The 22460-nt window shown below is 67.7% G+C and carries 26 protein-coding genes and 1 other RNA gene; 18 read left to right on the forward strand and 9 right to left on the reverse strand.

Annotated features, from left to right (window positions below; genetic code table 11):
* Positions 1-27 precede the first annotated feature (27 nt).
* On the reverse strand, positions 28-537 hold the full coding sequence (locus tag AC1RRV_RS03985) for a group I truncated hemoglobin (protein ID WP_492858286.1): 510 nt from the start codon (positions 535-537) through the stop codon (positions 28-30).
* 11 nt (positions 538-548) lie between these two features.
* Positions 549-1427 (reverse strand): DUF3034 family protein, encoded by an 879-nt coding sequence (locus AC1RRV_RS03990; RefSeq protein WP_492858287.1) that lies wholly within the window; start codon positions 1425-1427, stop codon positions 549-551.
* Positions 1428-1616: 189 nt separating this feature from the next.
* Between AC1RRV_RS03990 and AC1RRV_RS03995 the strand changes: the two genes are divergently transcribed.
* From AC1RRV_RS03995 to AC1RRV_RS04005, 3 genes are read left to right on the forward strand one after another with little or no spacing between them, the layout of a single operon-like run.
* On the forward strand, positions 1617-2237 hold the full coding sequence (locus AC1RRV_RS03995) for a cupredoxin domain-containing protein (protein ID WP_492858288.1): 621 nt from the start codon (positions 1617-1619) through the stop codon (positions 2235-2237).
* A gap of 4 nt (positions 2238-2241) precedes the next feature.
* Positions 2242-4584 carry a putative bifunctional diguanylate cyclase/phosphodiesterase gene (locus AC1RRV_RS04000; RefSeq protein WP_492858289.1) on the forward strand — a complete coding sequence of 781 codons (2343 nt, stop codon included), beginning with the start codon at positions 2242-2244 and terminating at the stop codon, positions 4582-4584.
* Positions 4585-4620: 36 nt separating this feature from the next.
* The gene (locus AC1RRV_RS04005; RefSeq protein ID WP_492858290.1) at positions 4621-4797 is read left to right on the forward strand and encodes a hypothetical protein; all 177 of its coding nucleotides are present in this window, start codon (positions 4621-4623) and stop codon (positions 4795-4797) included.
* On the opposite strand, the gene AC1RRV_RS04010 is transcribed toward AC1RRV_RS04005, so the two are convergent.
* A complete protein-coding gene (locus AC1RRV_RS04010) occupies positions 4794-5471 on the reverse strand; it encodes an HAD family hydrolase (protein ID WP_492858291.1) in 678 nt (225 codons plus the stop codon). The two genes, AC1RRV_RS04005 and AC1RRV_RS04010, sit on opposite strands and share 4 nt — an antisense overlap.
* A complete protein-coding gene (gene serB / locus AC1RRV_RS04015) occupies positions 5468-6346 on the reverse strand; it encodes a phosphoserine phosphatase SerB (RefSeq protein WP_492858292.1) in 879 nt (292 codons plus the stop codon). Before serB ends, AC1RRV_RS04010 begins: the two co-directional genes overlap by 4 nt.
* Between serB and miaA the strand changes: the two genes are divergently transcribed.
* Positions 6327-7220 (forward strand): tRNA (adenosine(37)-N6)-dimethylallyltransferase MiaA, encoded by an 894-nt coding sequence (miaA, locus tag AC1RRV_RS04020; RefSeq protein WP_492858293.1) that lies wholly within the window; start codon positions 6327-6329, stop codon positions 7218-7220. The genes serB and miaA overlap by 20 nt on opposite strands.
* Here miaA and AC1RRV_RS04025 read toward each other — a convergent pair.
* Complete coding sequence (locus tag AC1RRV_RS04025) at positions 7207-7752, reverse strand: hypothetical protein (RefSeq protein ID WP_492858294.1); 546 nt, start codon at positions 7750-7752, stop codon at positions 7207-7209. The genes miaA and AC1RRV_RS04025 overlap by 14 nt on opposite strands.
* A gap of 103 nt (positions 7753-7855) precedes the next feature.
* Here AC1RRV_RS04025 and AC1RRV_RS04030 point away from each other — a divergent pair, with 103 nt between their 5' ends.
* The 6 genes from AC1RRV_RS04030 to AC1RRV_RS04055 all read left to right on the forward strand — a co-directional run bounded on the left by AC1RRV_RS04030 (position 7856) and on the right by AC1RRV_RS04055 (position 12499).
* Positions 7856-8356: a CinA family protein gene (locus AC1RRV_RS04030; RefSeq protein ID WP_492858295.1), complete on the forward strand. Its 501-nt coding sequence runs from the start codon at positions 7856-7858 to the stop codon at positions 8354-8356.
* A 255-nt stretch (positions 8357-8611) separates the two neighbouring features.
* The gene (locus AC1RRV_RS04035; protein WP_024265762.1) at positions 8612-8659 is read left to right on the forward strand and encodes a hypothetical protein; all 48 of its coding nucleotides are present in this window, start codon (positions 8612-8614) and stop codon (positions 8657-8659) included.
* Between the two features lie 112 nt (positions 8660-8771).
* Positions 8772-10577 carry an acetolactate synthase 3 large subunit gene (locus AC1RRV_RS04040; RefSeq protein ID WP_492858296.1) on the forward strand — a complete coding sequence of 602 codons (1806 nt, stop codon included), beginning with the start codon at positions 8772-8774 and terminating at the stop codon, positions 10575-10577.
* Between the two features lie 145 nt (positions 10578-10722).
* Complete coding sequence (locus AC1RRV_RS04045; protein ID WP_492858297.1) at positions 10723-11109, forward strand: GIY-YIG nuclease family protein; 387 nt, start codon at positions 10723-10725, stop codon at positions 11107-11109.
* The gene (gene ilvN / locus AC1RRV_RS04050; protein WP_492858298.1) at positions 11063-11620 is read left to right on the forward strand and encodes an acetolactate synthase small subunit; all 558 of its coding nucleotides are present in this window, start codon (positions 11063-11065) and stop codon (positions 11618-11620) included. The genes AC1RRV_RS04045 and ilvN overlap by 47 nt, the downstream gene beginning before the upstream one ends.
* Positions 11621-11632: 12 nt before the next feature.
* A complete protein-coding gene (locus tag AC1RRV_RS04055; RefSeq protein WP_492858299.1) occupies positions 11633-12499 on the forward strand; it encodes a hypothetical protein in 867 nt (288 codons plus the stop codon).
* On the opposite strand, the gene AC1RRV_RS04060 is transcribed toward AC1RRV_RS04055, so the two are convergent.
* Positions 12477-13139, reverse strand: a complete 663-nt coding sequence (locus AC1RRV_RS04060; protein ID WP_492858300.1) for an aquaporin — start codon at positions 13137-13139, stop codon at positions 12477-12479. The genes AC1RRV_RS04055 and AC1RRV_RS04060 overlap by 23 nt on opposite strands.
* Positions 13140-13462: 323 nt before the next feature.
* Here AC1RRV_RS04060 and AC1RRV_RS04065 point away from each other — a divergent pair, with 323 nt between their 5' ends.
* Positions 13463-14305: a hypothetical protein gene (locus AC1RRV_RS04065; RefSeq protein WP_492858301.1), complete on the forward strand. Its 843-nt coding sequence runs from the start codon at positions 13463-13465 to the stop codon at positions 14303-14305.
* 6 nt (positions 14306-14311) lie between these two features.
* Here AC1RRV_RS04065 and AC1RRV_RS04070 read toward each other — a convergent pair whose 3' ends face one another.
* A complete protein-coding gene (locus tag AC1RRV_RS04070; protein WP_492858302.1) occupies positions 14312-15220 on the reverse strand; it encodes an AraC family transcriptional regulator in 909 nt (302 codons plus the stop codon).
* 336 nt (positions 15221-15556) lie between these two features.
* Here AC1RRV_RS04070 and AC1RRV_RS04075 point away from each other — a divergent pair, with 336 nt between their 5' ends.
* From AC1RRV_RS04075 to AC1RRV_RS04105, 7 genes are all read left to right on the forward strand, one after another.
* On the forward strand, positions 15557-15796 hold the full coding sequence (locus AC1RRV_RS04075; protein ID WP_492858303.1) for an Atu4866 domain-containing protein: 240 nt from the start codon (positions 15557-15559) through the stop codon (positions 15794-15796).
* A 5-nt stretch (positions 15797-15801) separates the two neighbouring features.
* Positions 15802-16166: a transfer-messenger RNA gene (gene ssrA, locus AC1RRV_RS04080) on the forward strand.
* A gap of 264 nt (positions 16167-16430) precedes the next feature.
* Positions 16431-16916, forward strand: coding sequence for an SspB family protein (locus tag AC1RRV_RS04085; protein ID WP_492858304.1), 486 nt, complete (start codon positions 16431-16433; stop codon positions 16914-16916).
* Between the two features lie 13 nt (positions 16917-16929).
* A complete protein-coding gene (locus tag AC1RRV_RS04090; protein WP_492858305.1) occupies positions 16930-17403 on the forward strand; it encodes a PaaI family thioesterase in 474 nt (157 codons plus the stop codon).
* Positions 17404-17428: 25 nt separating this feature from the next.
* The gene (locus tag AC1RRV_RS04095; protein ID WP_492858306.1) at positions 17429-18202 is read left to right on the forward strand and encodes a C13 family peptidase; all 774 of its coding nucleotides are present in this window, start codon (positions 17429-17431) and stop codon (positions 18200-18202) included.
* Between the two features lie 77 nt (positions 18203-18279).
* Positions 18280-20466 (forward strand): serine hydrolase domain-containing protein, encoded by a 2187-nt coding sequence (locus AC1RRV_RS04100; protein WP_492858307.1) that lies wholly within the window; start codon positions 18280-18282, stop codon positions 20464-20466.
* A 76-nt stretch (positions 20467-20542) separates the two neighbouring features.
* Positions 20543-20929 carry a hypothetical protein gene (locus AC1RRV_RS04105; protein ID WP_492858308.1) on the forward strand — a complete coding sequence of 129 codons (387 nt, stop codon included), beginning with the start codon at positions 20543-20545 and terminating at the stop codon, positions 20927-20929.
* Here the strand turns inward: AC1RRV_RS04105 and AC1RRV_RS04110 are convergent.
* Positions 20897-21286, reverse strand: coding sequence for a RusA family crossover junction endodeoxyribonuclease (locus tag AC1RRV_RS04110; RefSeq protein WP_492858309.1), 390 nt, complete (start codon positions 21284-21286; stop codon positions 20897-20899). The two genes, AC1RRV_RS04105 and AC1RRV_RS04110, sit on opposite strands and share 33 nt — an antisense overlap.
* A 1-nt stretch (position 21287) precedes the next feature.
* Complete coding sequence (locus AC1RRV_RS04115) at positions 21288-22448, reverse strand: acyltransferase family protein (protein ID WP_492858310.1); 1161 nt, start codon at positions 22446-22448, stop codon at positions 21288-21290.
* Positions 22449-22460 lie beyond the last annotated feature (12 nt).

Here is a 22460-nt window from a genome sequence, read left to right on the forward strand (position 1 = left end):
CGACCGGCTGCTTTTACAAGAGACGCCCTAGCGCTCGACGATGTCCCGCTGTTGCGGGGCCAGCTTGGCCAGCAGCTTGTTCTGGGCGGCGAAGGGCACGCCCTCCTTGTCCATGGCGAACCGCAGGTTCTCGACCAGGGCGTTGAAGTCCTTGTTGGTCGTGCCCTGGTCCTTGTGCGAGCTCTTCATGTCCTTGCCGGTGTAGTCGCAGCCGCCGCCCAGGATGTAGCAGAACTGCTCCTTCAGGGTCCGCTTCAGGCGCACCTTGTCGGCGGCGGCGAAGAAGTCCTTGATCCGGGGGTCGGCGAAGTTGCGCTCGACCAGGGTCTCGACGATGCGGTCGATGCCGTCCTTGCCGTGGAACGCCTCGAAGACCGCCTTGTCCGTCATCGGCGTGGCGCCGGCGTTGGCGTTCGACTGCTTGTAGGCGTCGACGGGCTTCTCGCCGGGCGGCGTGGCGGCGTCCTGCGCGAAGCCCGAGCCGACAAGGCCCAGAGCCATGGCGCCGGCGAGGAGGAAGGTCTTGGCGGTGATCATGATCGCTCCTCCTAGAAGCCGGCCTGCAGCGACAGATAGACCCCGCGCTGGTTCTTGAAGGTGGCGATGTCGCCGAGATCGACATAGGCCGCGGTCACCGACAGGTGCTTGTTCACGGCGTAGGCCGCGAACAGGTCCATCCAGTCGTCCTCCTTGGCGAAGGCCAGGTTGCTGGGCTTGGTGCGGTACTCCGCGCCGACCACGAAACGCTTGCTCAGCAAGTATCCGGCCGAGCCTTCGAACTGCGGTTTGTAGCCACCGTCCTTGGCCGAACCGAAGCCCAGGAGGCCTGTCTGGTTGGCCTTGGTCAGGCGCACCGTGCCGTTCAGCACCAGCGACTTGTCCAGCAGCAGCTTGGTCGCCGCCGCGTAGAGGTCGACGCCGCTGTCCTTCCTGGCCCCCACGGCGCGGACGATGGCGTCCTGGTTGTTGTCCTTGTACTGGGCTCCGATACTGACCTGCGGGACCCAGGTGTCCTGGTCGTAGACCGCGTCGCCCAGGACCCGGACCTTGGCGCCCAGCACCGTCTGCTTGAAGGTGAAACCCTTGCCCAGGCCCAGCTTGGCGCCGGTCGGACCGGTGTCGAATTCCTGGCGCGTGGCCGAAAGCTCGAAACGGTCGTGGAAGCCGACGGCCCCACCAAATGCGCGCAGCTTGTAATCCCTGACGTCGACATAGGTCCCGTGGACCTCGCCGCCGATCCCATGGCTGGTCTCGCCGCCAGCGATCACCGCCCAGGTCGCCAGACCGCCGCCCGCTCCGCCTTCCAGCGCGCTGACCCCATGGGTGAGCAGGAGCTTGCCGCCGGTCTCGATCTCACCGGCGTGAGCCGCCGACGCTGACGCGCCGAGCAAGGTCGCGGCGCACGCTGCATACGAAAGTCGCTTCATAGCCCCCTCCAGGAGAGCCGATCGCGAGCCCCTTACATCCCGCATCGGATGGGCCAGAACCTGGTCTCCAAAGGTTTTACGTTCGGTTTCCAAGTAGAACGAGAAACCCGAAACAGGTGTCCTCCACTCGGCGGCGTGTGGATCGCTACGTTAACGCGCATTTCACTCGGCCCGCGCTACGAAAGTCTGATGAGATACGCTGCGCTACTTCTGATGGTTGCGTTCTGGGGCGGACACGCGCTGGCCGGTGATTTCACGGCCACGGTGCGCGGGGCCGATGGCAAGCCCGTGCCCGACGCGGTGGTGATGGTCTATCCGAACGGCCAGCCGACCAAGGGCCCGATCAAATTCCCCTGGCCCTATCGCGTGGCCCAGCAGAACATCCAGTTCTCGCCCTTCATGCTGGTGGTCCCGGTCGGCGCCGAGGTCTCGTTCCCGAACCTCGATAAGGTCCGCCACCACGTCTATTCGTTCTCGCCAGGCAACAAGTTCGAGATCAAGCTCTATGGCCGCGAGGAAAACCGCACCGCCAAGATGAGCGCGGTCGGAGCGGTGGCGATCGGCTGCAACATCCACGACCAGATGGTCGGGTTCATCCGCGTGGTCGACACGGCCTATGCCGGCAAGACCGACAGCGCCGGCGTGGTCACGATCCAGGACGTTCCGGCCGGGGCCGTCGTCGCCAAGGTCTGGCACCCCTATCTTCGCGCGCCGAAGAACGAAAAGACTCTGTCGACCACCAGCGTGGGCGCGGGACCGGTCCGCGAGGCGGTGTCGGTCGAACTGCGCGCCCAGGCGGATCACCACTGACGCCATGTTCCAGCGCCTCCAGACCAAGCTGACAGTTCTCTACGCCGGGCTCTTCGCCCTGGCGCTGAGCCTTGTCGCGGTGACGGTCTATGTAGCGATCGCCAGCAACGCCCAGCGCGCCGTTCGCGAGGAACTGGCCGTCTCAGGCACGGTGTTCGATCGAGTCTGGGCCCTGCGCACCCAGCGCCTGCATGACGGCGCTGAACTTCTATCCCGCGACTTCGGTTTCCGCGCCGCCGTCGCCACCCATGACCGCCCGACCGTCGAGTCGGCGGTCGCCAACCTCCGCCAGCGCCTGGGCCTGGACCTGGCCTTCACCGTCGGCGTCGACGGCGATGTCGTGGGGCTGGATCCCGCTCGCACGGACGTGGAAAAGCTGTGGAGCGCGCTGGACGCCGAGGACGGCGCCCAGGGCGTGTTCGCCATCGACGGCCAGCCCTACCAACTGATCTCGGCCCCTATCCTGTCGCCCACCCTCACCGGCTGGATCGTCTTCGCCGCCAAGCTGGACGAGCGCGAGATGCAGGCCCTGGAAAAGCTTTCGGCGATCGGTCTGGACGCACAGGTGTTCGACCAGCGCGGCGCGACCTGGATCTCGGCTGACCAAGGCCCCGCCAACACCGCCCTCGCCGCCTTTGTAGCCAAGGCCATGCACGACAAGGTGCGCGCGCCGACCATGCTGCATGGCGGCGCCGACAGCCTGGTCCTGGTCAAGCCGATCAAGACCCTGGACAAGACCAGCGGCGCGGCGCTGGTGCTGCGCTATCCGATGGCCCAGGCCATGGCGCCCTACCGCGCCTTGATGGCCGCGGTGATCGTGGCCGGCCTGCTCAGCGCCGCCCTGGTCGCCGCCGCCAGCTGGGCCCTGTCACGCGGCCTGGCCAAGCCGATCATCGCCCTGGCCGTCGCCGCCCGCCGGCTGCAGAGCGGCGAGAGCGTGACCGTCGAGGTCACCACCCGCGATGAGATCGGCCGCCTGGCCGAGAGCTTCAACCTGATGGCCAGCGAGATCCGCGAGCGCGAGGCGGACATGATCCGTCAGGCGCTGCACGACGGCGAGACCGGCCTGCCCAACCGCCGCGCCCTGGAGCGCGCGATCGAGATGCGCCTGGCCGACCTCGGCCCGGGCGAACAGGTCGTGATCAGCGCCATCGGCTTCGACCGCTTCCCCGCCGTGCGCGCGGCCATCGGCTACGAGCTGGCCACCGAACTGGTCGCCAAGCTGGGTCAACGGATCACGGAAATCGCGCCGGGCGTCCTGGTCGGCCGCCTGACCACCTCGATCCTCTGTGTGATCACCGCGGCCAACGATCTTGAGACCGTCCTCGAACGCGTCGACGGCGCCTTGCCCTTGCTGGAAGAGCCGATCCACATCGGCGGCGAACCGGTGGACGTGCACATCACCCATGGGCTGGCCGCGACGATGGCGGACGAGCTCGACGCCGGCCGCCTGATCGAACGGGCCCTGATCGCCCTGGACCAGGCCCGCGCCGCTCACAAGAAGCTGATGGCCTTCGACGCCGTCGCCTATGGCGACCCGGCCGCCAATCTCTCCCTGATGAGCGAGATGCTGGCGGCGGTGCGCGACGGCGACCTGTTCCTGAACCACCAGCCCAAGCTGGACCTGCGCACCGGCAAGATCACCGGCGTCGAGGCCCTGGCCCGCTGGAACCACCCTACACGCGGCTCGCTGCGCCCTGACCTCTTCGTCGGCATGGCGGAAGAAACCGGCCACATCCGCGCCCTGACGGACTACGTGCTGACCCAGGCCATCGAGGACCAGGCCCGCCTGCGCGCCGCCGGCCACGACGTGCTGATGTCGATCAACATCTCCGGCCGCCTGATCGACGACCGGGTCTTCGCCGAGCACGCCATCGCCCAGGTCTCGGCCGCCGGGGCGCGCCTTTGCTTCGAGATCACCGAAACCGCCGTGATCGGCAATCCCGACGTCGCCCTGGGCGTGCTGCAACGTCTGGCCGAGGCCGGCATCCCCGTCTCGATCGACGACTACGGCTCGGGCCTGTCGTCCCTGGCCTATCTGAAGCAGATCCGCGCCGATGAGCTGAAGATCGACAAGGCCTTCGTCATGACCCTGCAATCGGGCGGCAAGGACGCGCTGCTGGTGAAGTCCACGGTCGACCTGGCCCATAGCCTGGGCATGAAGGTCACCGCCGAGGGCGTCGAGACCCGCGAAGCCCTGGCGGCCCTGCAACTGCTGGGCTGCGACCTGGCCCAAGGCTATCACATCGCTCGGCCGATGGGCCTGGACAAGCTGGTCGAGTTCCTGGGCGAGTGGTCGATCGACCTGCCGGCCGAGCACGAGGACGAGGCGCGCAAGAGCGCCTGATCCGTGCTAGTCTGGCGGCGGTTGTGGAGACTGCCGATGGTTTCGAAACGTCCCTCGCCCCTCCGGCCCGGCGCCTATGGCAAGCCGCAGCGCTGGCACGAAATTCTCACCGAGGCCGCGGACGCCCGCGCCGCCAAGCGTGAGGAACAGCGGCGCCGCGTTGAAGAGGCGGCCCAGACCGTGACGCTGCCGCCGATCATCTCGAGCTTCTAGGCGGGCTCTTCCACCGACGCCTTCAGCAGGTCCAGCACGTGGTGCAGGCTGTCGGCGATGTGGACGCACTTCTCGTGCATCTCCTCGTTGGGATCGAGGATATCCGGCACCATGACGGTCATCATGCCGGCCGCGTGGGCGGCGCGGACGCCGGGGTGAGAGTCTTCCAGCGCCAGACAGTGGGCCGGGTCGACGCCGAGGCGGCGAGCGGCTTCCAGATAGGGATCCGGATTGGGCTTGTGCTTGGTGACGTCGTGGTTGGCCACCACCGCGTTGAAGCGGCGCAGCAGATCAAAGCGCCCCAGATACTTCTCGACGGCGACGATGCCGTTGGACGTGGCGATGCCACGCGGCAGGCCCAGGTCGTCGAGATAGTCGAGGATCTCGATCACCCCAGCCTTCAGCTTGGTCTCGGCCTCAAGCAGGACCTCGACATCGGCCCAGACCCGCTCGAAATAGGCCTGAACCGGGAAGTCCTCGCCGTAGATCTCGCGCAGCATGACGCCGCATTCCGGAGTCGTCTTGCCGACCATGGCGGCATAGGTCTCGCCGGTGAAATGGACGTCGAAGACCTCGCCCGCCTCGATCATCGCGGCGCGATAGACGATCTCGGTGTCCAGCAGCAGGCCGTCCATGTCGAACACGACGCCTTCGACACGACGGGGAAAGCTCACTGGCAAAACTCCTCGGCCTTGTAGCCCTGGAAGTAGAGCAAGGTGGTCAGGTCGGTGTGGTCGACCTTGGCGTGGGCCTGCGCGGCCACGATCGGCTTGGCCCGGTAGGCCACGCCGAGACCCGCGGCCTCGATCATCGCCAGGTCGTTGGCGCCGTCGCCCACGGCCAGGGCGTCGGCCGGCGTCAGGCCCAGGGCGGCCGTCTCCTCGTTGAGGGCGGCCAGCTTGGCCTCCTTGCCGAGGATCGGATCGCCGACATGGCCGGTCAGGGCGCCATCCAGCTCGATCAGCGTGTTGGCGCGGTTCAGGTGGAAGCCCGCCGCCTCCGCCACCCGGCTGGTGAAGAAGGTGAAGCCGCCCGAGACCAGGGCGCAGCGCGCGCCGTGCTCGGCCATGGTCACGACCAGGGTCCGCGCGCCGGGGTTCAGTTGGACCCGCTGGTCGTAGCAGTTCTGCAGCGCCTCGACGCCGAGGCCCTTCAGCATGCCGACCCGCTCGCGCAGGGCGCCTTCGAAGGCCAGTTCGCCGCGCATGGCGCGCTCGGTGATCTCCGAGACCTGTTCCTTGACGCCGGCGAAGTCGGCCAGCTCGTCCAGGCACTCGACGTTGATGATCGTCGAGTCCATGTCGGCGATAAGAAGGCGCTTCTTGCGGTTCTTGACGGGCTGGACAGCGAAGTCGACGGCCAGGTCACCCAGGTCGCCCTTGAGGCCGTCCAGGTCGCCGCCCTCGACAAAGAAGTCGGCGGCCAGCGGCCCCAAGTCCTCGCGGCGGCTGGACAGCCTGGCTTCGACGCGCGACACGGCTTGTGCGTATGCGTCGGGGTTTGCCCCCACGACGGTGAGGACGGTCGGTATGGTGGAGAGTTCGGACATCGCGCCCCGCATCTGGCTGATCGCGGGCCCGACCGCAAGCGGCAAGTCGGCCTATGCGCTGCAATTGGCCGAGCAGACCGGCGGCGAGATCGTCAACGCCGACTCCATGCAGATCTATGCGGGCCTGCGCGTACTGACCGCCGGCCCCTCGCCCGAGGAGGCCGCGCGCGCGCCGCATCACCTGTTCGAAGTGGTCGACGCCGGTGTCGGCTGGTCCGTCGGGCGCTGGCTGGAAGCGGCGACCAAGGCCCTGGCCGAGATCGAGGCCCGGGGCAATCCGGCCATCGTGGTCGGCGGCACCGGCCTCTATTTTCGCGCCCTCACCCACGGCCTGGCCGACGTGCCGCCCGTGCCCGAAACCCAGCGCGAGATCTCCGGCCTGCTCTACGCCGCCAGGGGCGAGGAGGAATTCCGTGAAATCCTCAAGCCTCTCGACCCCCAGGCCGAGGCTCGCATCGAGGTCGGCGACCGCCAGCGCCTGGTCCGGGCCCACGCCGTGGCCCTGGCCACCGGCAAGTCGCTGACCGCGTGGCAGACCGACACCAAGCCGGCCCTGGTTCCCGGCAGTTGGGAGGGTGTCGTGCTCGACCCGCCGCGCGCCGACCTCTATGCCCGCTGCGACGCGCGGCTGTCAGTCATGGTCGAGCAAGGCGCCCTGGACGAAGTGCGGGCCATGGAGACCCGAGGCCTGGATCCGTCCCTGCCCGCCCTCAAGGCCGTCGGCTATCGCGAGTTCGCCGCCCACCTGCGCGGCGAAACCACCCTGGACCAGGCCCTGGACGCCGCGCGCCAGGAAACGCGCCGCTACGCCAAGCGCCAGCTGACCTGGTTCCGCAACCAGACCCCGGACTGGCGGCGCGTCAGCGTTCCGTGACGATCGTCCCGCCACGGACCAATCGCGGCTTGACGGCCAGCTGGTAGTCTTCGTCGAACATCTGGTCCTTGAGGCGATCCAGGGTCGCGATCACCCGATCCTCGGCGGCCGTCACCGGCTTGGCGAAAACCTCGCAGGCCGTCCCGGCCGGTAGGTCGGCCTGGCCGTTGTCCACCGCCATCAGCGGCTTGGTGGCGCCCTCCTCGCAGCCGAGCAGGCCCGTGATCGAATAGAAGCAGAGGTCGCGCTGAAGGTAGGACTCGACCGTCCAGGCGCAGGGGATCGCCGACACCGTCACGCCCTCCGGCGGCGTCGGGACCGCGCTCGGCTTGGCGATGGTGCGCAGGAAGATCTGGTAGCGCACCACCGCGTTCTCGGTCTTTCCGCCTTTGGCCAGGGTCAGCGGCCTCGCCTTCTGGGCCACCGGCGCCAGGCGCTGCAGCGTCGGCGGCTGGGGAACGGCGGGCGCGGTCGCGGCGGGCGGCGTGGCGTCTTGGACGAGCACAGAGATCTCCTGGTTGAGCTTGGCCATGGTGAGCACGTTCGCTCAATCTTGGCGAGAGCCACTTCGCAGGCGTGTTTGCAGGCCGCTGACTTGGCCCTATGGAAAGGCCGCCCCGTACGAAAGAAAACCGATGTCCGACCTCAACGCTCTCGCCGAACGCGTCGCCGAACGCCTGATCGCCCGGGGCGAGACCGTGGCCATCGCCGAGTCCTCGGCTGGCGGCCTGATCTCGGCGGCCCTGCTGGCGGTGCCGGGCGCGTCCAAGTTCTATGTCGGCGGGGCCGTGGTCTATACGGCCCGGGCGCGTCTGACACTGATGGACATCCCGCAGAAGGCCATGGACGGCCTGCGCTCCGCCAGCGAGCCCTACGCCGTCATGCTGGCCCGCGTGGCGCGCAAGAACCTCAAGGCGACCTGGGCCCTGTCGGAGACCGGCGCGGCTGGACCCGACGGCAACCGCTACGGCGACGCCCCCGGCCACTGCTGCATGGCCGTGGTCGGCGAGGAGGCGTCGGTCAGCGCGACGCTCGAGACCGGCAGCGCCGAGCGGGCCGCCAACATGCAGGCCTTCGCCGCGGCCGCGCTCCAACTGCTGGCCCAAACCTTGGACAGCGGGACGCCAGAGACCTGAGGCCAAAGCGCGCGCTCGCCCCCGGTTTTTCGACCCGCCGCGAAACTCTTCGCCGATCAGAAATTCGCGCCGCCCGAACGGTGAAACGCGTCTCGATTGCGAGAGCGCGGCCGTGACGGGTCAAACCTGCCTCGGACGCGCGAAACTTCGGTAAGGTCACACCGCTCTGCAAAGGCACAACCTTGCGGTAAAGAGCGCCTTGACGCTCCATCAGGCGCATGTCATGACCCATTCCGTAGCTTTGGAGCAAGACTCGTGCGCAAAACCATGATCGTACTTATGGAGCGGCCGTTCGCGGGGTGACCTAGAAGTCACGTCGTAGCTCGGTCGCGCGCGCAAAGGTCCTTCGGGACCTTTTTTCTTTTCCGCCTACCTCCAGTCCAGCTTCCCGCCCTTCCCCACCCGGATCTGTCCCATGACCGCCCATCAGACCATCGAGAGCCAGGCTCCCGCCGCCGATACCTCCCGCGCCATGACCGGCGCCGAGATCGTGGTTCGCGGCCTTGTGGACCAGGGCGTCGAGGTTCTGTTCGGCTATCCGGGCGGCGCGGTCCTGCCGATCTATGACGCGCTGTTCCACGAGCCGCGCCTGCAGCACATCCTGGTTCGCCACGAGCAAGGCGCGACCCACGCCGCCGAAGGCTACGCGCGCAGCTCGGGCAAGCCGGGCGTCGTCCTGGTCACCTCGGGCCCGGGCGCGACCAACGCCATCACCGGCATCATGGACGCCCTGATGGACTCCATTCCGATGGTCGTCATCACCGGCCAGGTCCCGACCCACCTGATCGGCACCGACGCCTTCCAGGAAGCCGACACCGTCGGCATGACCCGCTCGTGCACCAAGCACAACTACCTGGTCAAAGACGTCCGCGACCTGCCGCAGATCATCCATGAGGCCTTCAAGATCGCCACCACGGGCCGTCCGGGCCCGGTGCTGATCGACATCCCCAAGGACGTCCAGTTCGCCAAAGGCGAATATTACGGCCCGACCGAGGTCGCCTCGACCCACGCCTACGCCCCGAAGACCAAGGGCGACGCCAACCGGGTCGCCGAGGCGGCCCGCATGATCGCCCAGGCCCGCCGGCCGATCTTCTACACCGGCGGCGGCATCATCAACGCCGGCCCCAAGGCCAGCCAGGCCCTGCGCGAATTCCAGGCCCTGACCGGCGCGCCGGTCACCTCGACCCTGATGGGACTGGGCGCCTTCCCGGCGGCCGATCCCGCGTGGCTGGGCATGCTGGGCATGCACGGCACGTTCGAAGCCAACAACGCCATGCACGACTGCGACGTGATGATCTGCGTCGGCGCTCGGTTCGACGATCGGGTCACCGGCCGCCTGGACGCCTTCTCGCCGGGCAGCAAGAAGATCCACATCGATATCGACGCCTCGTCGATCAACAAGAACGTCCGCGTCGACCTGCCGATCGTCGGCGACGCCGGCTCGGTCCTCGAAGACCTGATCGCCGCCTGGAAGGCCGGCGGTCACCAGCCCAACAAGGCCGCCCTCACCGACTGGTGGGCCCAGATCGACCAGTGGCGCGCCCGCCAGTGCCTGAAGTACCGAGGCTCCGACACGGTCATCAAGCCGCAGTACGCCATCGAGCGCCTGTACGAGCTGACCAAGGACAAGGACGTCTACATCACGACCGAGGTCGGCCAGCACCAGATGTGGGCCGCCCAGTTCTTCCGCTTCGAGGAGCCGAACCGCTGGATGACCTCCGGCGGCCTGGGCACCATGGGCTACGGCCTGCCCGCCGCCCTGGGCGTGCAGCTGGCGCACCCGAAGAGCCTGGTCGTCGACATCGCCGGCGAAGCCTCGATCCAGATGTGCATCCAGGAGCTGTCGACCGCGATCCAGTTCGACCTGCCGGTCAAGATCTTCATCCTGAACAACGAGTGGATGGGCATGGTCCGCCAGTGGCAGCAGCTGCTGCACGGCGAGCGCTACAGCCACTCCTATTCCGACAGCCTGCCCGACTTCGTGATGCTGGCGCAGGCCTATGGTGCCCACGGCATCCGCTGCGACGACCCGGCCGAGCTGGACGGCAAGATCCTGGAGATGATCAACAGCGACAAGCCGGTGATCTTCGACTGCCGCGTCGAGAAGCACGAGAACTGCCTGCCGATGATCCCCTCGGGCAAGGCCCACAACGAGATGATCATGGGCGAGGTCGAGGACATCGGTAATGTGATTGGGGCTGAAGGCGCGGGGTTGGTCTGATCCATCCTGCGTCCTTCGAGGCCCTCCTTCGGAGGGCGCCTCAGGATGAGGTAAGCAGTAAAGGCTCGGTTTTTTCGCTTCTGTCGTACTCAAACTTCCTCATCCTGAGGCGCCCGCGCAGCGGGCCTCGAAGGACGCAGGGGCGATGTACGATCTCCAAAGCGCATGGGTTTACATGTTGAGATGCCGGGACGGCTCCTACTATGTCGGCTCGCATCGCGGTCCCGAGGTGGAGACACGCGTTTCTCAGCATGCCCAAGGGCACGGCGGCGAATACACCTCGGCTCGGTTGCCGGTAGAACTGGTCTGGTGCGAAGCCTTCCAATTCATCACCGACGCCATCGCGGCCGAGCGTCGCATCAAGGGTTGGTCCAGAGCCAAGAAGGAGGCGATGATGCGCGGTGAGTGGGACGAACTCCCTTCATTGTCACGTCGTCGAGGCGGTAAGCCCAAGCCAGAAACGAAACAGAAGTCAGAGCTGACAAATGACCGCCAACGTCCAACCCGCTCCCGCCTCGGCCTACGACCTTAGCCCCACGGGCCAGGTCGAGCAGACCGCGACCTTCGCCCTGCTCGTCGACAACGAGCCCGGCGTCCTACACCGCATCGTCGGCCTGTTCGCCGCGCGCGGCTACAACATCGAAAGCCTCACGGTCGCCGAGACCGATCGCAAGGCCCACACCAGCCGCATCACCGTGGTGACCCGCGGCACCCGCCACGTGCTGGACCAGATCGAGGCCCAGCTGAACAAGGTGGTCAATGTCCGCCGCGTCCACGACGTGACCCGCGATCCGAACGGCGTCGAGCGTGAGCTGGCCCTGGTCAAGGTGCGCGGTTCGGGCGCCGACCGCGTCGAAGCCCTGCGCATCGCCGAGATCTTCCGCGCCAAGCCGGTCGACACCACCCTGGAAAGCTTCGTGTTCGAAGTCTCGGGCGCGCCGTCCAAGATCGACAAGTTCCTGGACCTGATGCGCCCCCTGGGCCTGGTGGAACTTTCCCGCACGGGCGTCCTTTCCATCGAGCGGGGCGTCGAAGGGATGTAGGAGAGCCGGGTGATGAGCGGCCTGACCGGACTGATCGCGGGGCTGGCCCTCGCTAGCGTCCAGCAGGCCCCGCTGCCCGCGCCCTACCAGGACCCGGCGATCTGGTGGTCGCCGGAGGTCCCGCGTCCGCCCTCCGAGCTGGAACCGCTCTACAATCGCCGCCTTGGCCGCGACGAGCATCCCATCCCCATCGACAACGGCGTCGAGCCCCTGCTCTACCGCCTCTGGGGCCTGCAGCCGCTGCAGAGCCAGATCGTCAAGCGCGGCGAACTCATCCTGGAAGTCTGGGCCAGGCCCGCGCGTGGCGTGCGCCAGGCCGTGGTTCGTGTCACCCTGCGCCGCGACGGGCGGGCCTTCGTGCAGGCGCGCGCCGGCCTCGGATGCTGCACCCCTGAGATCGGCCGCCGGGTCGATATCGACGCCGAACTCGCCGAACCTCAGATCATGCCGCTGAAGATCCTGCCGACCGATCCGGCCTGGAGCCAGCCGCGTGCGGTGATCGTCGACTACGGCGGCGGCGCGGTCTCGGCGCTGTGCGTCGATGGCGTATCCTGGGACGTCACCCTGCTTGTCCCTGGCCAGGCTCGCCACCTGCGCCGCGCGTGTGATGACGCCGAGGTCGGCTCGATCGCCGCGATCCTGTCGGCGGCGCTCGGCGCGGCGGTCGGCCGAGACCCGCGCTTCGACGCCGTGCTGCCACGCGGCGCGGACTTCTCACGGCAGAGGCGCGCCTATGACGACCTTCTGGCGTCGGGTGGCCGCCTGATGGCCGGCGAGAGCAACCGCCCGCAACCGCCGGCGGCCCCCCTGTCCTCGGACGAGCCCATCGACCCGCCCGAGGCGACTCCAGACGGCGTCAGCCGACCTTCAGGATCTTGAAGCGATAAAGCAGCGCGCCGAGGATCGCGCCGATCGCCGGGGCCACGAAGAACAGCCATAGCTGGGCCAGCGCCTGCCCCCCGACCAGGACCGCCGGGCCGAAGCTGCGGGCCGGATTGACCGAGACGCCCGTCACTTGGATGCCGACGATGTGGATCACCGCCAGGGCGATGCCGATGCCCAGTCCCGCGAAACCCGGCGCGGCGTCAGCGCCGGTGGCGCCCAGGATGACGATGACGAACAGGGCGGTCATCACCACTTCGAAGACCAAGGCCGCGTGCAGCGAATAGGCGCCCAGATAACCGGGGCCCCAACCGTTCTGGCCCAGCCCGTGGGACGTTCCGCCCGCGATGCAGGCCAGCACGGCCGCGCCGGCCAGCGCGCCGGCGAACTGGGCGCCCCAGTAGAAGAGCATCTCCTTGACGGTCATCCGGCCGGCCACGAACGCGGCGAGGCTGACCGCCGGATTGACGTGACAGCCCGAGACCGGACCGATCCCATAGGCCAAGGCGATGATCGCGAAGCCAAAGGCCAGGGCGGTGCCCAACTGCCCGACATGGTCTCCGCCCAGCACGGCCGCGCCACACCCAAATAGAACCAGGGCGAACGTCCCGATGAATTCGGCAACAATTTTTGACATTCTGAGCTCTCCCCTACGTGTTGCTGCAAGCTTCTGACCGCTCGCCACCTCAACCATGCAGGTTTTCTTTGAGTCTTGAAATGTCTGTACTTGAGATGGGCCCGCGCCACTCACCTTGAGCAACGACGCGCCGAACAGCGGGCCTATTCGCGACTGGACGCGACGGATCACGGACTGTGACGCAGCGCACAGTCACGCTCGCATAACACCGCTACCTCAGCCGCCACGCCCGAGGGAGAAGCGCCGTGGCCCACCAGCACACCATCACTCCAGTCTTCAAAACGGCCCTCATGGGAGCAGGCGCCTTCTGCGCGCTTCTCGCCATGGCCCCGTCGGCTCAGGCGCAGGACACGCCACAGGCGGTCCAACTTCCGCGCGACTCCGCGCCAGCTCAGCCCGCCGGCATGTGGGCGGCTTGCACGCCCAATTCGGTGAATGGCGGCATGACCCCCAACTGCTGGGTCATTCAGTACAAGGGTGCCACCACCTGGGCCTACAGCTACACCGACAACCGCATGGCCTTCGGCATCGTCACCTATGACGCCAACGGCGCGATCCTGCGCAATGTGACGATGGGCGGGGCGCGATACGTCTACAAGATCACGGTCGACGCGGCCGCCCAGACCGTCACCGTCTGGGGCCAGTCCGACAACAAGGCCGTCATCAACTGGGCCGATCTGCCGGCCGCCCCGACCCCGACGCCGCCGACGCCCACGGGTCCCGTCTACACCTGGATTTCGGCCGCCGCGCCGCCGCCGAACGTGGTGACCAGCGTCGGCCCGCCCCAGGTTCCCATCTGCCGCGGGACCGGCGAGTACGACCGCCTCTGGACCGGCTGGTGGGACGGCTCCGTCTGCAACGGGACCTATTTCGGCAACAGGATGCCGGCGACGCAGAACGTCCAGTTCCTGACCGTGGTGTCCGGCTCGCCCAACTGGGTCGCGGGCGAGCACGGCAACATCTTCAACCCGATGCCGGGCAACACCATCAACGCCGGCAAGACCTTCGATCGCGGTCCGGGCTATCCCGGCTTTGACCAACTGGTGTGCTCGTACATGGGCCGGCCCGGCTGGATCTATTCCGACGGGTCCCACAACGTGTGCCAGATCTACGGCACTGTCCAAGGCGACAACATCCCCTATGCCCTGACCGGGACCTTGCAGTAGTCGGCTTCAGGCCCCCGCCATCTGCTGCGGCTCATCCCGCAGCCGCGCCACGTCCCTTAGGGGCGGCGCGCCGAACAGGCGGGCGTATTCGCGGCTGAACTGCGAGGGACTGTCGTAGCCGACCGTATGGCCGGCCGTGGCCGCGTCCAGACGCTGGACCAGGATCAGGCGACGGGCCTCCTGCAGGCGGATCTGCTTCTGGTACTGCAGCGGCGAGAGCGAGGTCACCGCCTTGAAGTGCTCGTGCAGAGCCGAGGCGCTCATCCGCGCCTCCTCGGCGACGGCGTCGATGCTGAACGGCTGGTCGAAGTTGCGCTTGATCCAGCCGATGGCGCGGTTGACCTGGCGCAGGCGACCGTCGCGACGCGCGATCTGGGCCAGGCGCGGCCCCTGGTCGCCGGTCAGCAGGCGATAGACGATCTCGCGCTCGATCAGGGGCGCCAGGATCGGAACGTCCTCGGGACAGTCGGTCAAGCTCACCATCCGGCAGACGGCGTCGAACAGCGCCGGCGTCATCGCCCCGGCCGACATGCCGCCGACCAGCGGCGCGGCCGCGTCCAGCCGCGCGGCCAGGCCACACTCCATGATCATCTCACTGATCAGGCTGGGGTCGAGCACGATGCGGAAGCTGAGATACGGCTCCTCTGGCGAGGCCGCGACCACCTGTCCGGCGGCCGGCACGTCGATCGACGACAGGAAGTAGTTGCGCTCGTCGTACTCGTGCATGACGTCGCCGACGAACACGCGCTTGCGGCCCTGGGCCAGCACGCAGAAAGACGGCTCATGCACGCCGTGGACTGGCTGGCTGGTCTGGCTGGCCCGGTACAGGTTGACCCTGGGGCAGCAGGTCTGGAGCGGCCCCTCGTCCGGCGTGAATCGTTCAATCAGGGCCTTAAGCGCCTCGCGCGTGCTCATTGGATTTCCATTGTCAGCGTGAGGCTATTTGTAGGCCTTGCACGATCCTCCGTCACGTGACGCTGTTCGGTTCCGGAGGATCGTGCAATCATGCCGGAGCATCGATCTACCCGCTGGACGAGCCGGCGCCCCATAGTGGCCTCGTTCCGCTCCCCGACGCGGCAACTCCCAAAATCAGAGCTCAGCGATGAGACGCTACACGCCCCGACGCGGCGTGACGGCTCCGCGTTGGTTCGTCGCCGCCTTGCTGGGCGGGACGGCCGCGCTGACCGCCGCGACCGCCGCGCTCCCCTCTATGTCACCCGCCCCCGCCGCCAACGCCTGGAGGATCGCCCCATGATGATGTCCGCCATCGTTCCCCACCAATCCGTCTCCGGGACCTGGACCTCGCCCGACGGCCACATCAGCCTGGAGCTGCGCGCCGACGGCCGGTTCATCGAGACCCGCGACGACTTCGCCGACGTCTTCACCGGCGTCTATGTCCTGGTCGGCGAAAGGCTGAAGCTGTTCGAGGATCACGGCGCGGTGGTCAGCGGCACATTGTCCAATGGCCGTCTAAGTCTGGGGACGGCTTAGCGCCCGCCCTTCCATCCGGGGTGCGAACCCCCTATATTGGAAATGTCCGGCTTCGGTCGAACTATGGGGATAAACGCGCACGTAATAAGCGGACTGGACCCGGGTGCGATTCCCGGCGGCTCCACCAATCTCTCCCAAGTTATCATGGGACTGCATGGGGCCGATCAGCATCGACAGACGTGTAAAGGTGTATGCTTTCTCTCGGCTTGATCCACCGTTTCGGGTCATTTTTCTAAATGCGAACGATAACTTCGCTGAAGAGTTCGCCGTCGCCGCGTAATGCGGTGCAGGTGAATTCGCCTCTTAAGTCCTAGGGGTTCAGATCCCTAGGCGGGGCCCGGAGGGAGCCTGCCAACAGAATCCCTCCACTTTCCACGACCAGTGCCGAGGTTCCCTCCTTCTTTTCTTGAAGGGATGCGGGAGCCTGCCAACAGAATCCCTCCACTTTCACGTCATCGCGGAGGATCCCTCCCCTTTTTCGAGTGGGAGCGCGGGCGCTCGCGAGCAGAATCCCTCCCCCTAATCCTCCGACATCGTTTGCGCGCATCGCGATTCCGCGTCGCCCGTCTTTGCGGCGAGCCCTCGACGCGGTACGGTCGGAATCTCGTTTCCAGTTCGAAGTACCACTCCCCGCATGTCCCAGACCGAACCGCCCGAAGACCTCATGCAGTACGAGGCCCTGGCCCAGGACGCCCTGCGCGGCGTGGTCAAGGCGGCGCTCAAGAAGGCCGCCGCGCCCGGCGGCCTGCCCGAGCCGCACCACCTCTACATCACCTTCAAGACCAAGGCGGCCGGCGTCTCGGGCCCGCAGGACCTGCTGGGCAAATACCCGGACGAAATGACCATCGTCCTGCAACACCAGTATTGGGATCTCGCCCCGGGCGAGACCTTCTTCTCGGTGACCTTGAAATTCGGCGGCCAGCCCAAGCGCCTGTCGGTGCCCTATGCGGCCCTGACCCGCTTCTACGACCCGTCGGTGCAGTTCGCCCTGCAGTTCGCGCCGCCCGAAGTGGTCGATGACGAGCCGGAACCGGAAACCGAATCCGAGAGCAAGGACGCCGCTCCGGCCGGCGATGAAGGCCCCAAGATCGTCTCGCTGGACCAGTTCCGGAAAAAATGAGCGCCCGTAAGAAATGAGCGATGTGGCCTCGGACGCTCCGCAAATCCTGACGGACGAGGCGATCCTCGCGCGCTTCCGCGCGTCCAAGAACGCGCCCACCGGCTCCCAGACCCTGGGCTTCGAGCTTAAGGCCGTGCGCCAGGCCGATCGTGAGGTCGAGGTCGGTTTCACGGCGCGCGCGGAGCTGCTGTGCAATCCGATGGGGCAGATCCAGGGCGGTTATGTCTGCGCCATGCTGGACGAGTGCATGTCGGTCGCCGGCATGATCACCTCGGGCATGACCCACGTCGTCCCCACCCTCGAGATGAAGACCAGTTTCCTCCGTCCGGCCATGCCCGGGTCGCTGCGTGGCGTCGGCCGCGTGGTCAAATGGGGCCGCACCGTCTGTTTCATGGAAGGCGAGCTCTACGACGCCGAGGGCCGGCTGCTGGCCAAGTCCACGGGCACGGCGGTCCCAACGCCTTTCGCCAGCTTCAAGAAGAAATAGCCATTTTCTAGGGAAGGGTTGAGCCATGCGGGCAGCGGCAGTGGTCATCGGACTTCTGGTGCTGCTTCTCGCGCCGCCTTCGCCCGCGCAGGCCGCCGGCCCGTTCTCGAACTGGTCCGCCGTCGTGGTGGCCGGCGACTTCCACGCCCACTCCGGCGGCCCGACCGAGGCCTTCGACAACGCCCGCCGCGACGTCTCGCAAACCCTCGTGAATCTTGGCTTCGACAAGACCTCGATCCAGCAGTTCTCGGTGAGGCCCGCGCGCTATCCGGCCGATGCGCCTGGCCAGTCGGACGCCCGAACGATCTACGACGCCCTGCGGATCAAGGCCCAGACGGCCAAGGCCGGCTGCCTGTTCTACATCAGCACCCACGGCAGCCCCGAGGGTGCGATTCTGGGCGAATCCATGCTGCGCCCGCATCTGCTGGCGGCGATGCTGGACGACGCCTGCCCGAGCCGGCCCAGCGTGGTGGTGATCTCGGCCTGTTTCTCGGGCGTCTTCATCGCGCCGTTGCAGAAGCGCGATCGCCTGATCCTGACCGCCGCCCGTTCCGACCGCGCCTCTTTCGGTTGCGGCGAGAGCGACAAGTACCCCTATTTCGACGATTGCTTCCTGTCCTCGGCCCCCAACGCCAAGGACTTCGCGGCCCTGGGGGCCAGCGTCCAGGCCTGCGTCGCCCGCAGGGAAAAGGAGACCGGCGCCGAGCCCGCCTCCGAACCTCAGGTCTGGATCGGCCCGGCGCTGCGCCCGATGTTGCCGCTCTATGCGTTCAACCGCGCCAAACCGCCCACACCTTGACCACCGAACGGGTTTGACCCGGACGATTAGCGCGCTACACAAACCCTAGGGGCTTCCGCTTCACCCAGGGGACATCGTTGACGTCGCGCGTTTCGCCCGCAGCCGCCCTCGTGGCGGCCATCATCGCACTTTGGTCCATGACAGGATTGGAGGCGCGGGCGCAGGACGCTTCGCCGCCGCCCGCCGCGCGCGACCCCGCGCTCAACTCGGCGCCGCGTCCCTACACCAGCCTGTACCCGCGCCGCGCGCGCTCGGCCCGGCCGAAGCCCGCCGTCGCGGCGCCCAAACCCGCGGCGACCGCGGTCGCCGCCACGGTCGCTGCCGCGGGCGCCGCCACGGCCGCTCCGGTTCCGGCCGCGCCGACCATCCCGGCCGCCGCGCCCGTCGCGCTCGGAACAGCGCCCCTGCCCGGCCCGCAGCTGGAGGCCTTCGTGGACGGCGTCGTTCGCCGCGCCATGACTCGCGACCACATCGCCGGCGTCACCCTGTCGGTGGTCCAGAACGGCCAGGTCGTACTCAAGAAGGGCTACGGCTTCGCCAACCTCGGCCAGCGCAAGCCGGTCGATCCCGACAAGACCCTGTTCCGCGTCGCCTCGATCTCCAAGACGTTCACCTGGATCGCCCTGATGAACGAGATCGAGTCGGGCCACATGCGGCTCGACGGCCCGGTCAACGTCTACCTGCCCGAACCGCTGCAGCTGAAGGACCAGGGCAAGAAGACCCAGGTCCGCGTGCGCGACCTGATGACCCATACCGCCGGTTTCGAAGACCGCGCCCTGGGTCAGCTGTTCGAACGCGACCCCAGCCGCGTCCGTTCGCTGGCGGACTATCTGCGCCAGGAGCGTCCGCGCCGCGTGCGCGAGCCCGGCCTGCTGCCCAGCTATTCCAACTATGGCGCCGCCCTGGCCGGCGCCGCGCTCGCCAACGTGACCGGCAAACCCTACGAGCAGCTGGTCACCGAAGAAATCATCCTGCCGGCCGGCATGAGCCACACCACCTTCCGCGAAGCGCGTCCGTGGCGTGACGGCCTGCCCGCGCCGATGTCCGAGACCCTGGCCGCCGACCTTTCGGACGCCTTCTCCTGGACGCCGATGGGCTGGAAGACCCAGTCGCGCGAGTTCATGGGCCAGGTGGCGCCCGCCGCCTCGGCCTCCAGCACGGCCGGCGACATGGCCCGCTACATGACCCTGCTGCTGAACGGCGGGACCATCGACGGCAAGACCATCTTCTCCCCGAAGGCCGCGCAGGCCTTCCGCACGCCGCTGTACCGCCCCGCCCCCGAGGCCGCGGGCTGGAACGCCGGCTTCCAGGACATGGCCATGCCGGGCGGTCGCCGCGGCTTCGGTCACCAGGGCGCGACGCTCTACTTCTTCTCCAACCTGGTGATCATCCCGGAGCTGGGCCTCGGGATCTTCGTCTCGGTCAACACCGACAGCGGCGCGAATCTGCCGTCCACCCTGCCGGCGACCATCGTCGAGCACTTCTATTCGCCGGCCCCGGCCGTGCCGCCTGCCAGCGCCCTGACCTACGACCAGGCCCGGGCCTTTGAAGGCGACTATCTGACCACCCGCCGCGCCTATGGCGGGCTCGAGAGCTTCACCAACCGCCTCGTCGGCCGCGCCACCGTGCGCGCCACCGCCGACGGCCGCCTGACCGTGATCGACGGCGGCGCCAGCACCCTATTCAACGGCACCGACCGCCCCGGCGTGTTCAAGGCCGTCGACAGCCCGCTGACCCTGGTGTTCGACGCCAACGGCGATCGCCCGTCGCGGTTCTACGCCGCCCGAGGCTTCTCCACCTACGAGCGGATCGGCTTCTTCCGCTCGGCCAGCCTGCTGACCTGGACGGCCGCCGCCGCCGGTCTCGCCAGCGCGGCCACGGTCCTGGGCACCCTGTTCCGCAATCGGCGCGAGGCCCGCCAGACCCCGGTCCAGGCCCGCGCCAGCCAGATGCAGACGATGCAGTCGGTCCTGTGGCTGATCTCGGCGACCTGCATGGGCGCGTTCGCGGCCAAGGCTTCCGACGAGACGAACGTCTTCTTCGGCTGGCCCAGCGGCTGGCTGCTCAGCGGCTCGGCCTGCGCCCTGGTCGCCGCCGCCCTGAGCGTCCTGACGCTCGGCGCCCTGCCGATGGTCTGGCGCGGCGGCCGTCGCGTCGACAGCTGGAGCGGCGGCCGCAAGGTGGCCTTCACCCTCACCGCCCTGCTGTTCGTGTTCCTGAGCGTGCTGCTCGGCGCGTGGGGCTACCTGCTGCCCTGGAGCTGATCGTCTCGCCTTCTTCGCCTCTCCCGGCGCCGGCCTTGCAGCCCGGACGTTCAGGGAGACGAGCGAGGAGACGGACGTGTCAAAACTGGACGGTCTAGCGTTCGGGGGAACGGGTTTGGCGGCCTGGTCGGCGGCCACCCTGTTCTACGCCGCTTTCGGTGGGGTCCTTCTGGAAAGCGCCTTCTGGTTCTACGCGTTGAACGCCTTCGCGGCCGCCGCGGCCGTGACGTTCGCCTTCCAGGCGGTGGCGCGGCTGACGCACACGCCACGCCGCCGCCGACTGTTCCCCATGGTGCTGTACTCGACCCCCGGACTGGTGGGCGGATGCCTGGTCGTCTCGCGCTACGCCGAGGTCATGCCCACAGCCGATCCGATCAGCGTCGGCCGCTATGGCGCCTTCCTGGTCGTGCTGTACGTGGCCGTGGCCGCCTCAGTCTTCGAGCGTGCGCCGCATAAGGCCTGAGTTCAGCTTGCGCACCTGAATGATGATCCGCTCGCGCTCGCCCGGACGCCGCTCGACCAGCAGGCGGGCGACCTGGGCGTCGTCGTGGAAGGCGTAGCCCTTGATGGCGTCCAGCAAGGCCTTGGCCAGGTTGTCCAGGTCCATCCACGGCGGCTCGCCCAGATATTCCATGCCGATCTCGACGCTGAATTCGCCCCAGGCCGGGCGCGAGCCGCGCCAGGACTTGCGAAAGAACTCGTAGATCAGCGGCTTGTAGTACTTGCCCTGGGTGGTCAGCCCGTCGACCACGATGGTGAGTTCGCCCCCGGCCTCGCGGGCACGGACCTTGCCGTGGTGGGTCCAGTCATCGTCGGACAAGTTAGAGCCTCAAGTGGATCCCACGCTTGTGCAGCGGGATCAGGATCGCGGTGATCAGGGCAAGAACCAGAACCGCGCAGGCAAGGGAAGCCAGATAAGGATCGGCGACCACCTTCAGCATCAGCGCATAGCCGAAGCCCTGGGGAGACGGGTTCGCGCCAGGCATGATGGGCAGGCCGCCGAACACGCCCAGCAGTTGGGACAGGATAAAAGCCAGGATCGCATTGCCGCCCAGGACGATCAGCAGGAAACCCAGGCTCGGCCCACGCTTCGAGCGCGACAGCAAGTCCAGACCGACCAGAACCACCGTCGAGATGCCGCTGCTGAGCAGGGCGAAGCTGGGCGTCCAGATGCGCTTGTTGATCGGCATGACGGGGTTCAGCGCCAGGCCGGCGATGATCAGGACAACACCCAGCGCCAGGATCGGCAGGACCTTGCGATCACTCCGCGTCGCCATGTGCGCGACGATCGCGCCGATCAGCACATTGACCGTCGCCGGCAAGGTCGAGAGCAGGCCCTCGGGATCGTAGGTCACGCCGACGCCCTCGGTGGTTCCCCAGCGCCAGAGGTGCGGGATCGTGAACACCACCCGGTCAATATAGGCCGGCAGGGAGCCGTTCGAATCCAGGCGGCCAGCGCCGAAGCCCGGGACCGGGACAATGGCGATCAGCGCCCAATAGAGCGCCAGCAGCGCCAGGGCGGCGATGGCGGCGGCGGGCAGGTTGAAGCGCAGGCGCCCGCCCTCTCCGCTTCGCGCGACGAACACACAGATCGCCGTGGCCAGGGCGTAGCAGAGCGCGATGCGCTGCAGGATGCCGGGGATCCGCAGATTGGCCAGGTCGAGTTCCGGCAAGGCGTTCAAAACGAGCCCCAGCAGGATCAGCAGGCCCGTACGACGCGCCACCTTCAGCCACAGCGCGGCGCTGGTCCTGTCGGTCAGCGTCAGGCGCGGAACCATCAGGCCTATCGCCATGCCCACGCAGTAGAGGAAGGTCGGAAAGACCAGGTCGCCCGGCGTCCAGCCGTGCCACTCGGCGTGCTTCAAGGGCGCGTAGGTCATTTCCCAGGACCCCGGGCTCACGACCAGGATCATGCCCGCCACGGCCAGGCCGCGCAGCAGGTCCAACGCGACCATGCGCCGGCTCGCGGATGGGTTCGACATCGTTCCTCCCCC

This window comes from Caulobacter sp. GW821-FHT11E10 (assembly GCF_058808375.1).

Bases quoted from the DNA above. Each gene is read 5' to 3' on its own strand.
- miaA (WP_492858293.1), top strand. From the start codon at position 6,327: ATGGTGGAGAGTTCGGACATCGCGCCCCGCATCTGGCTGATCGCGGGC.
- serB (WP_492858292.1), bottom strand. From the start codon at position 6,346: ATGTCCGAACTCTCCACCATACCGACCGTCCTCACCGTCGTGGGGGCA.
- AC1RRV_RS04095 (WP_492858306.1), top strand. From the start codon at position 17,429: ATGCGGGCAGCGGCAGTGGTCATCGGACTTCTGGTGCTGCTTCTCGCG.
- AC1RRV_RS04085 (WP_492858304.1), top strand. From the start codon at position 16,431: ATGTCCCAGACCGAACCGCCCGAAGACCTCATGCAGTACGAGGCCCTG.
- AC1RRV_RS04000 (WP_492858289.1), top strand. From the start codon at position 2,242: ATGTTCCAGCGCCTCCAGACCAAGCTGACAGTTCTCTACGCCGGGCTC.
- AC1RRV_RS04070 (WP_492858302.1), bottom strand. From the start codon at position 15,220: ATGAGCACGCGCGAGGCGCTTAAGGCCCTGATTGAACGATTCACGCCG.
- AC1RRV_RS04040 (WP_492858296.1), top strand. From the start codon at position 8,772: ATGACCGCCCATCAGACCATCGAGAGCCAGGCTCCCGCCGCCGATACC.
- AC1RRV_RS03990 (WP_492858287.1), bottom strand. From the start codon at position 1,427: ATGAAGCGACTTTCGTATGCAGCGTGCGCCGCGACCTTGCTCGGCGCG.
- AC1RRV_RS04060 (WP_492858300.1), bottom strand. From the start codon at position 13,139: ATGTCAAAAATTGTTGCCGAATTCATCGGGACGTTCGCCCTGGTTCTA.
- AC1RRV_RS03985 (WP_492858286.1), bottom strand. From the start codon at position 537: ATGATCACCGCCAAGACCTTCCTCCTCGCCGGCGCCATGGCTCTGGGC.
- ilvN (WP_492858298.1), top strand. From the start codon at position 11,063: ATGACCGCCAACGTCCAACCCGCTCCCGCCTCGGCCTACGACCTTAGC.
- AC1RRV_RS03995 (WP_492858288.1), top strand. From the start codon at position 1,617: ATGAGATACGCTGCGCTACTTCTGATGGTTGCGTTCTGGGGCGGACAC.
- AC1RRV_RS04025 (WP_492858294.1), bottom strand. From the start codon at position 7,752: ATGGCCAAGCTCAACCAGGAGATCTCTGTGCTCGTCCAAGACGCCACG.
- AC1RRV_RS04065 (WP_492858301.1), top strand. From the start codon at position 13,463: ATGGCCCCGTCGGCTCAGGCGCAGGACACGCCACAGGCGGTCCAACTT.
- AC1RRV_RS04030 (WP_492858295.1), top strand. From the start codon at position 7,856: ATGTCCGACCTCAACGCTCTCGCCGAACGCGTCGCCGAACGCCTGATC.
- AC1RRV_RS04115 (WP_492858310.1), bottom strand. From the start codon at position 22,448: ATGTCGAACCCATCCGCGAGCCGGCGCATGGTCGCGTTGGACCTGCTG.
- AC1RRV_RS04045 (WP_492858297.1), top strand. From the start codon at position 10,723: ATGTACGATCTCCAAAGCGCATGGGTTTACATGTTGAGATGCCGGGAC.
- AC1RRV_RS04075 (WP_492858303.1), top strand. From the start codon at position 15,557: ATGATGATGTCCGCCATCGTTCCCCACCAATCCGTCTCCGGGACCTGG.
- AC1RRV_RS04005 (WP_492858290.1), top strand. From the start codon at position 4,621: ATGGTTTCGAAACGTCCCTCGCCCCTCCGGCCCGGCGCCTATGGCAAG.
- AC1RRV_RS04090 (WP_492858305.1), top strand. From the start codon at position 16,930: ATGAGCGATGTGGCCTCGGACGCTCCGCAAATCCTGACGGACGAGGCG.
- AC1RRV_RS04055 (WP_492858299.1), top strand. From the start codon at position 11,633: ATGAGCGGCCTGACCGGACTGATCGCGGGGCTGGCCCTCGCTAGCGTC.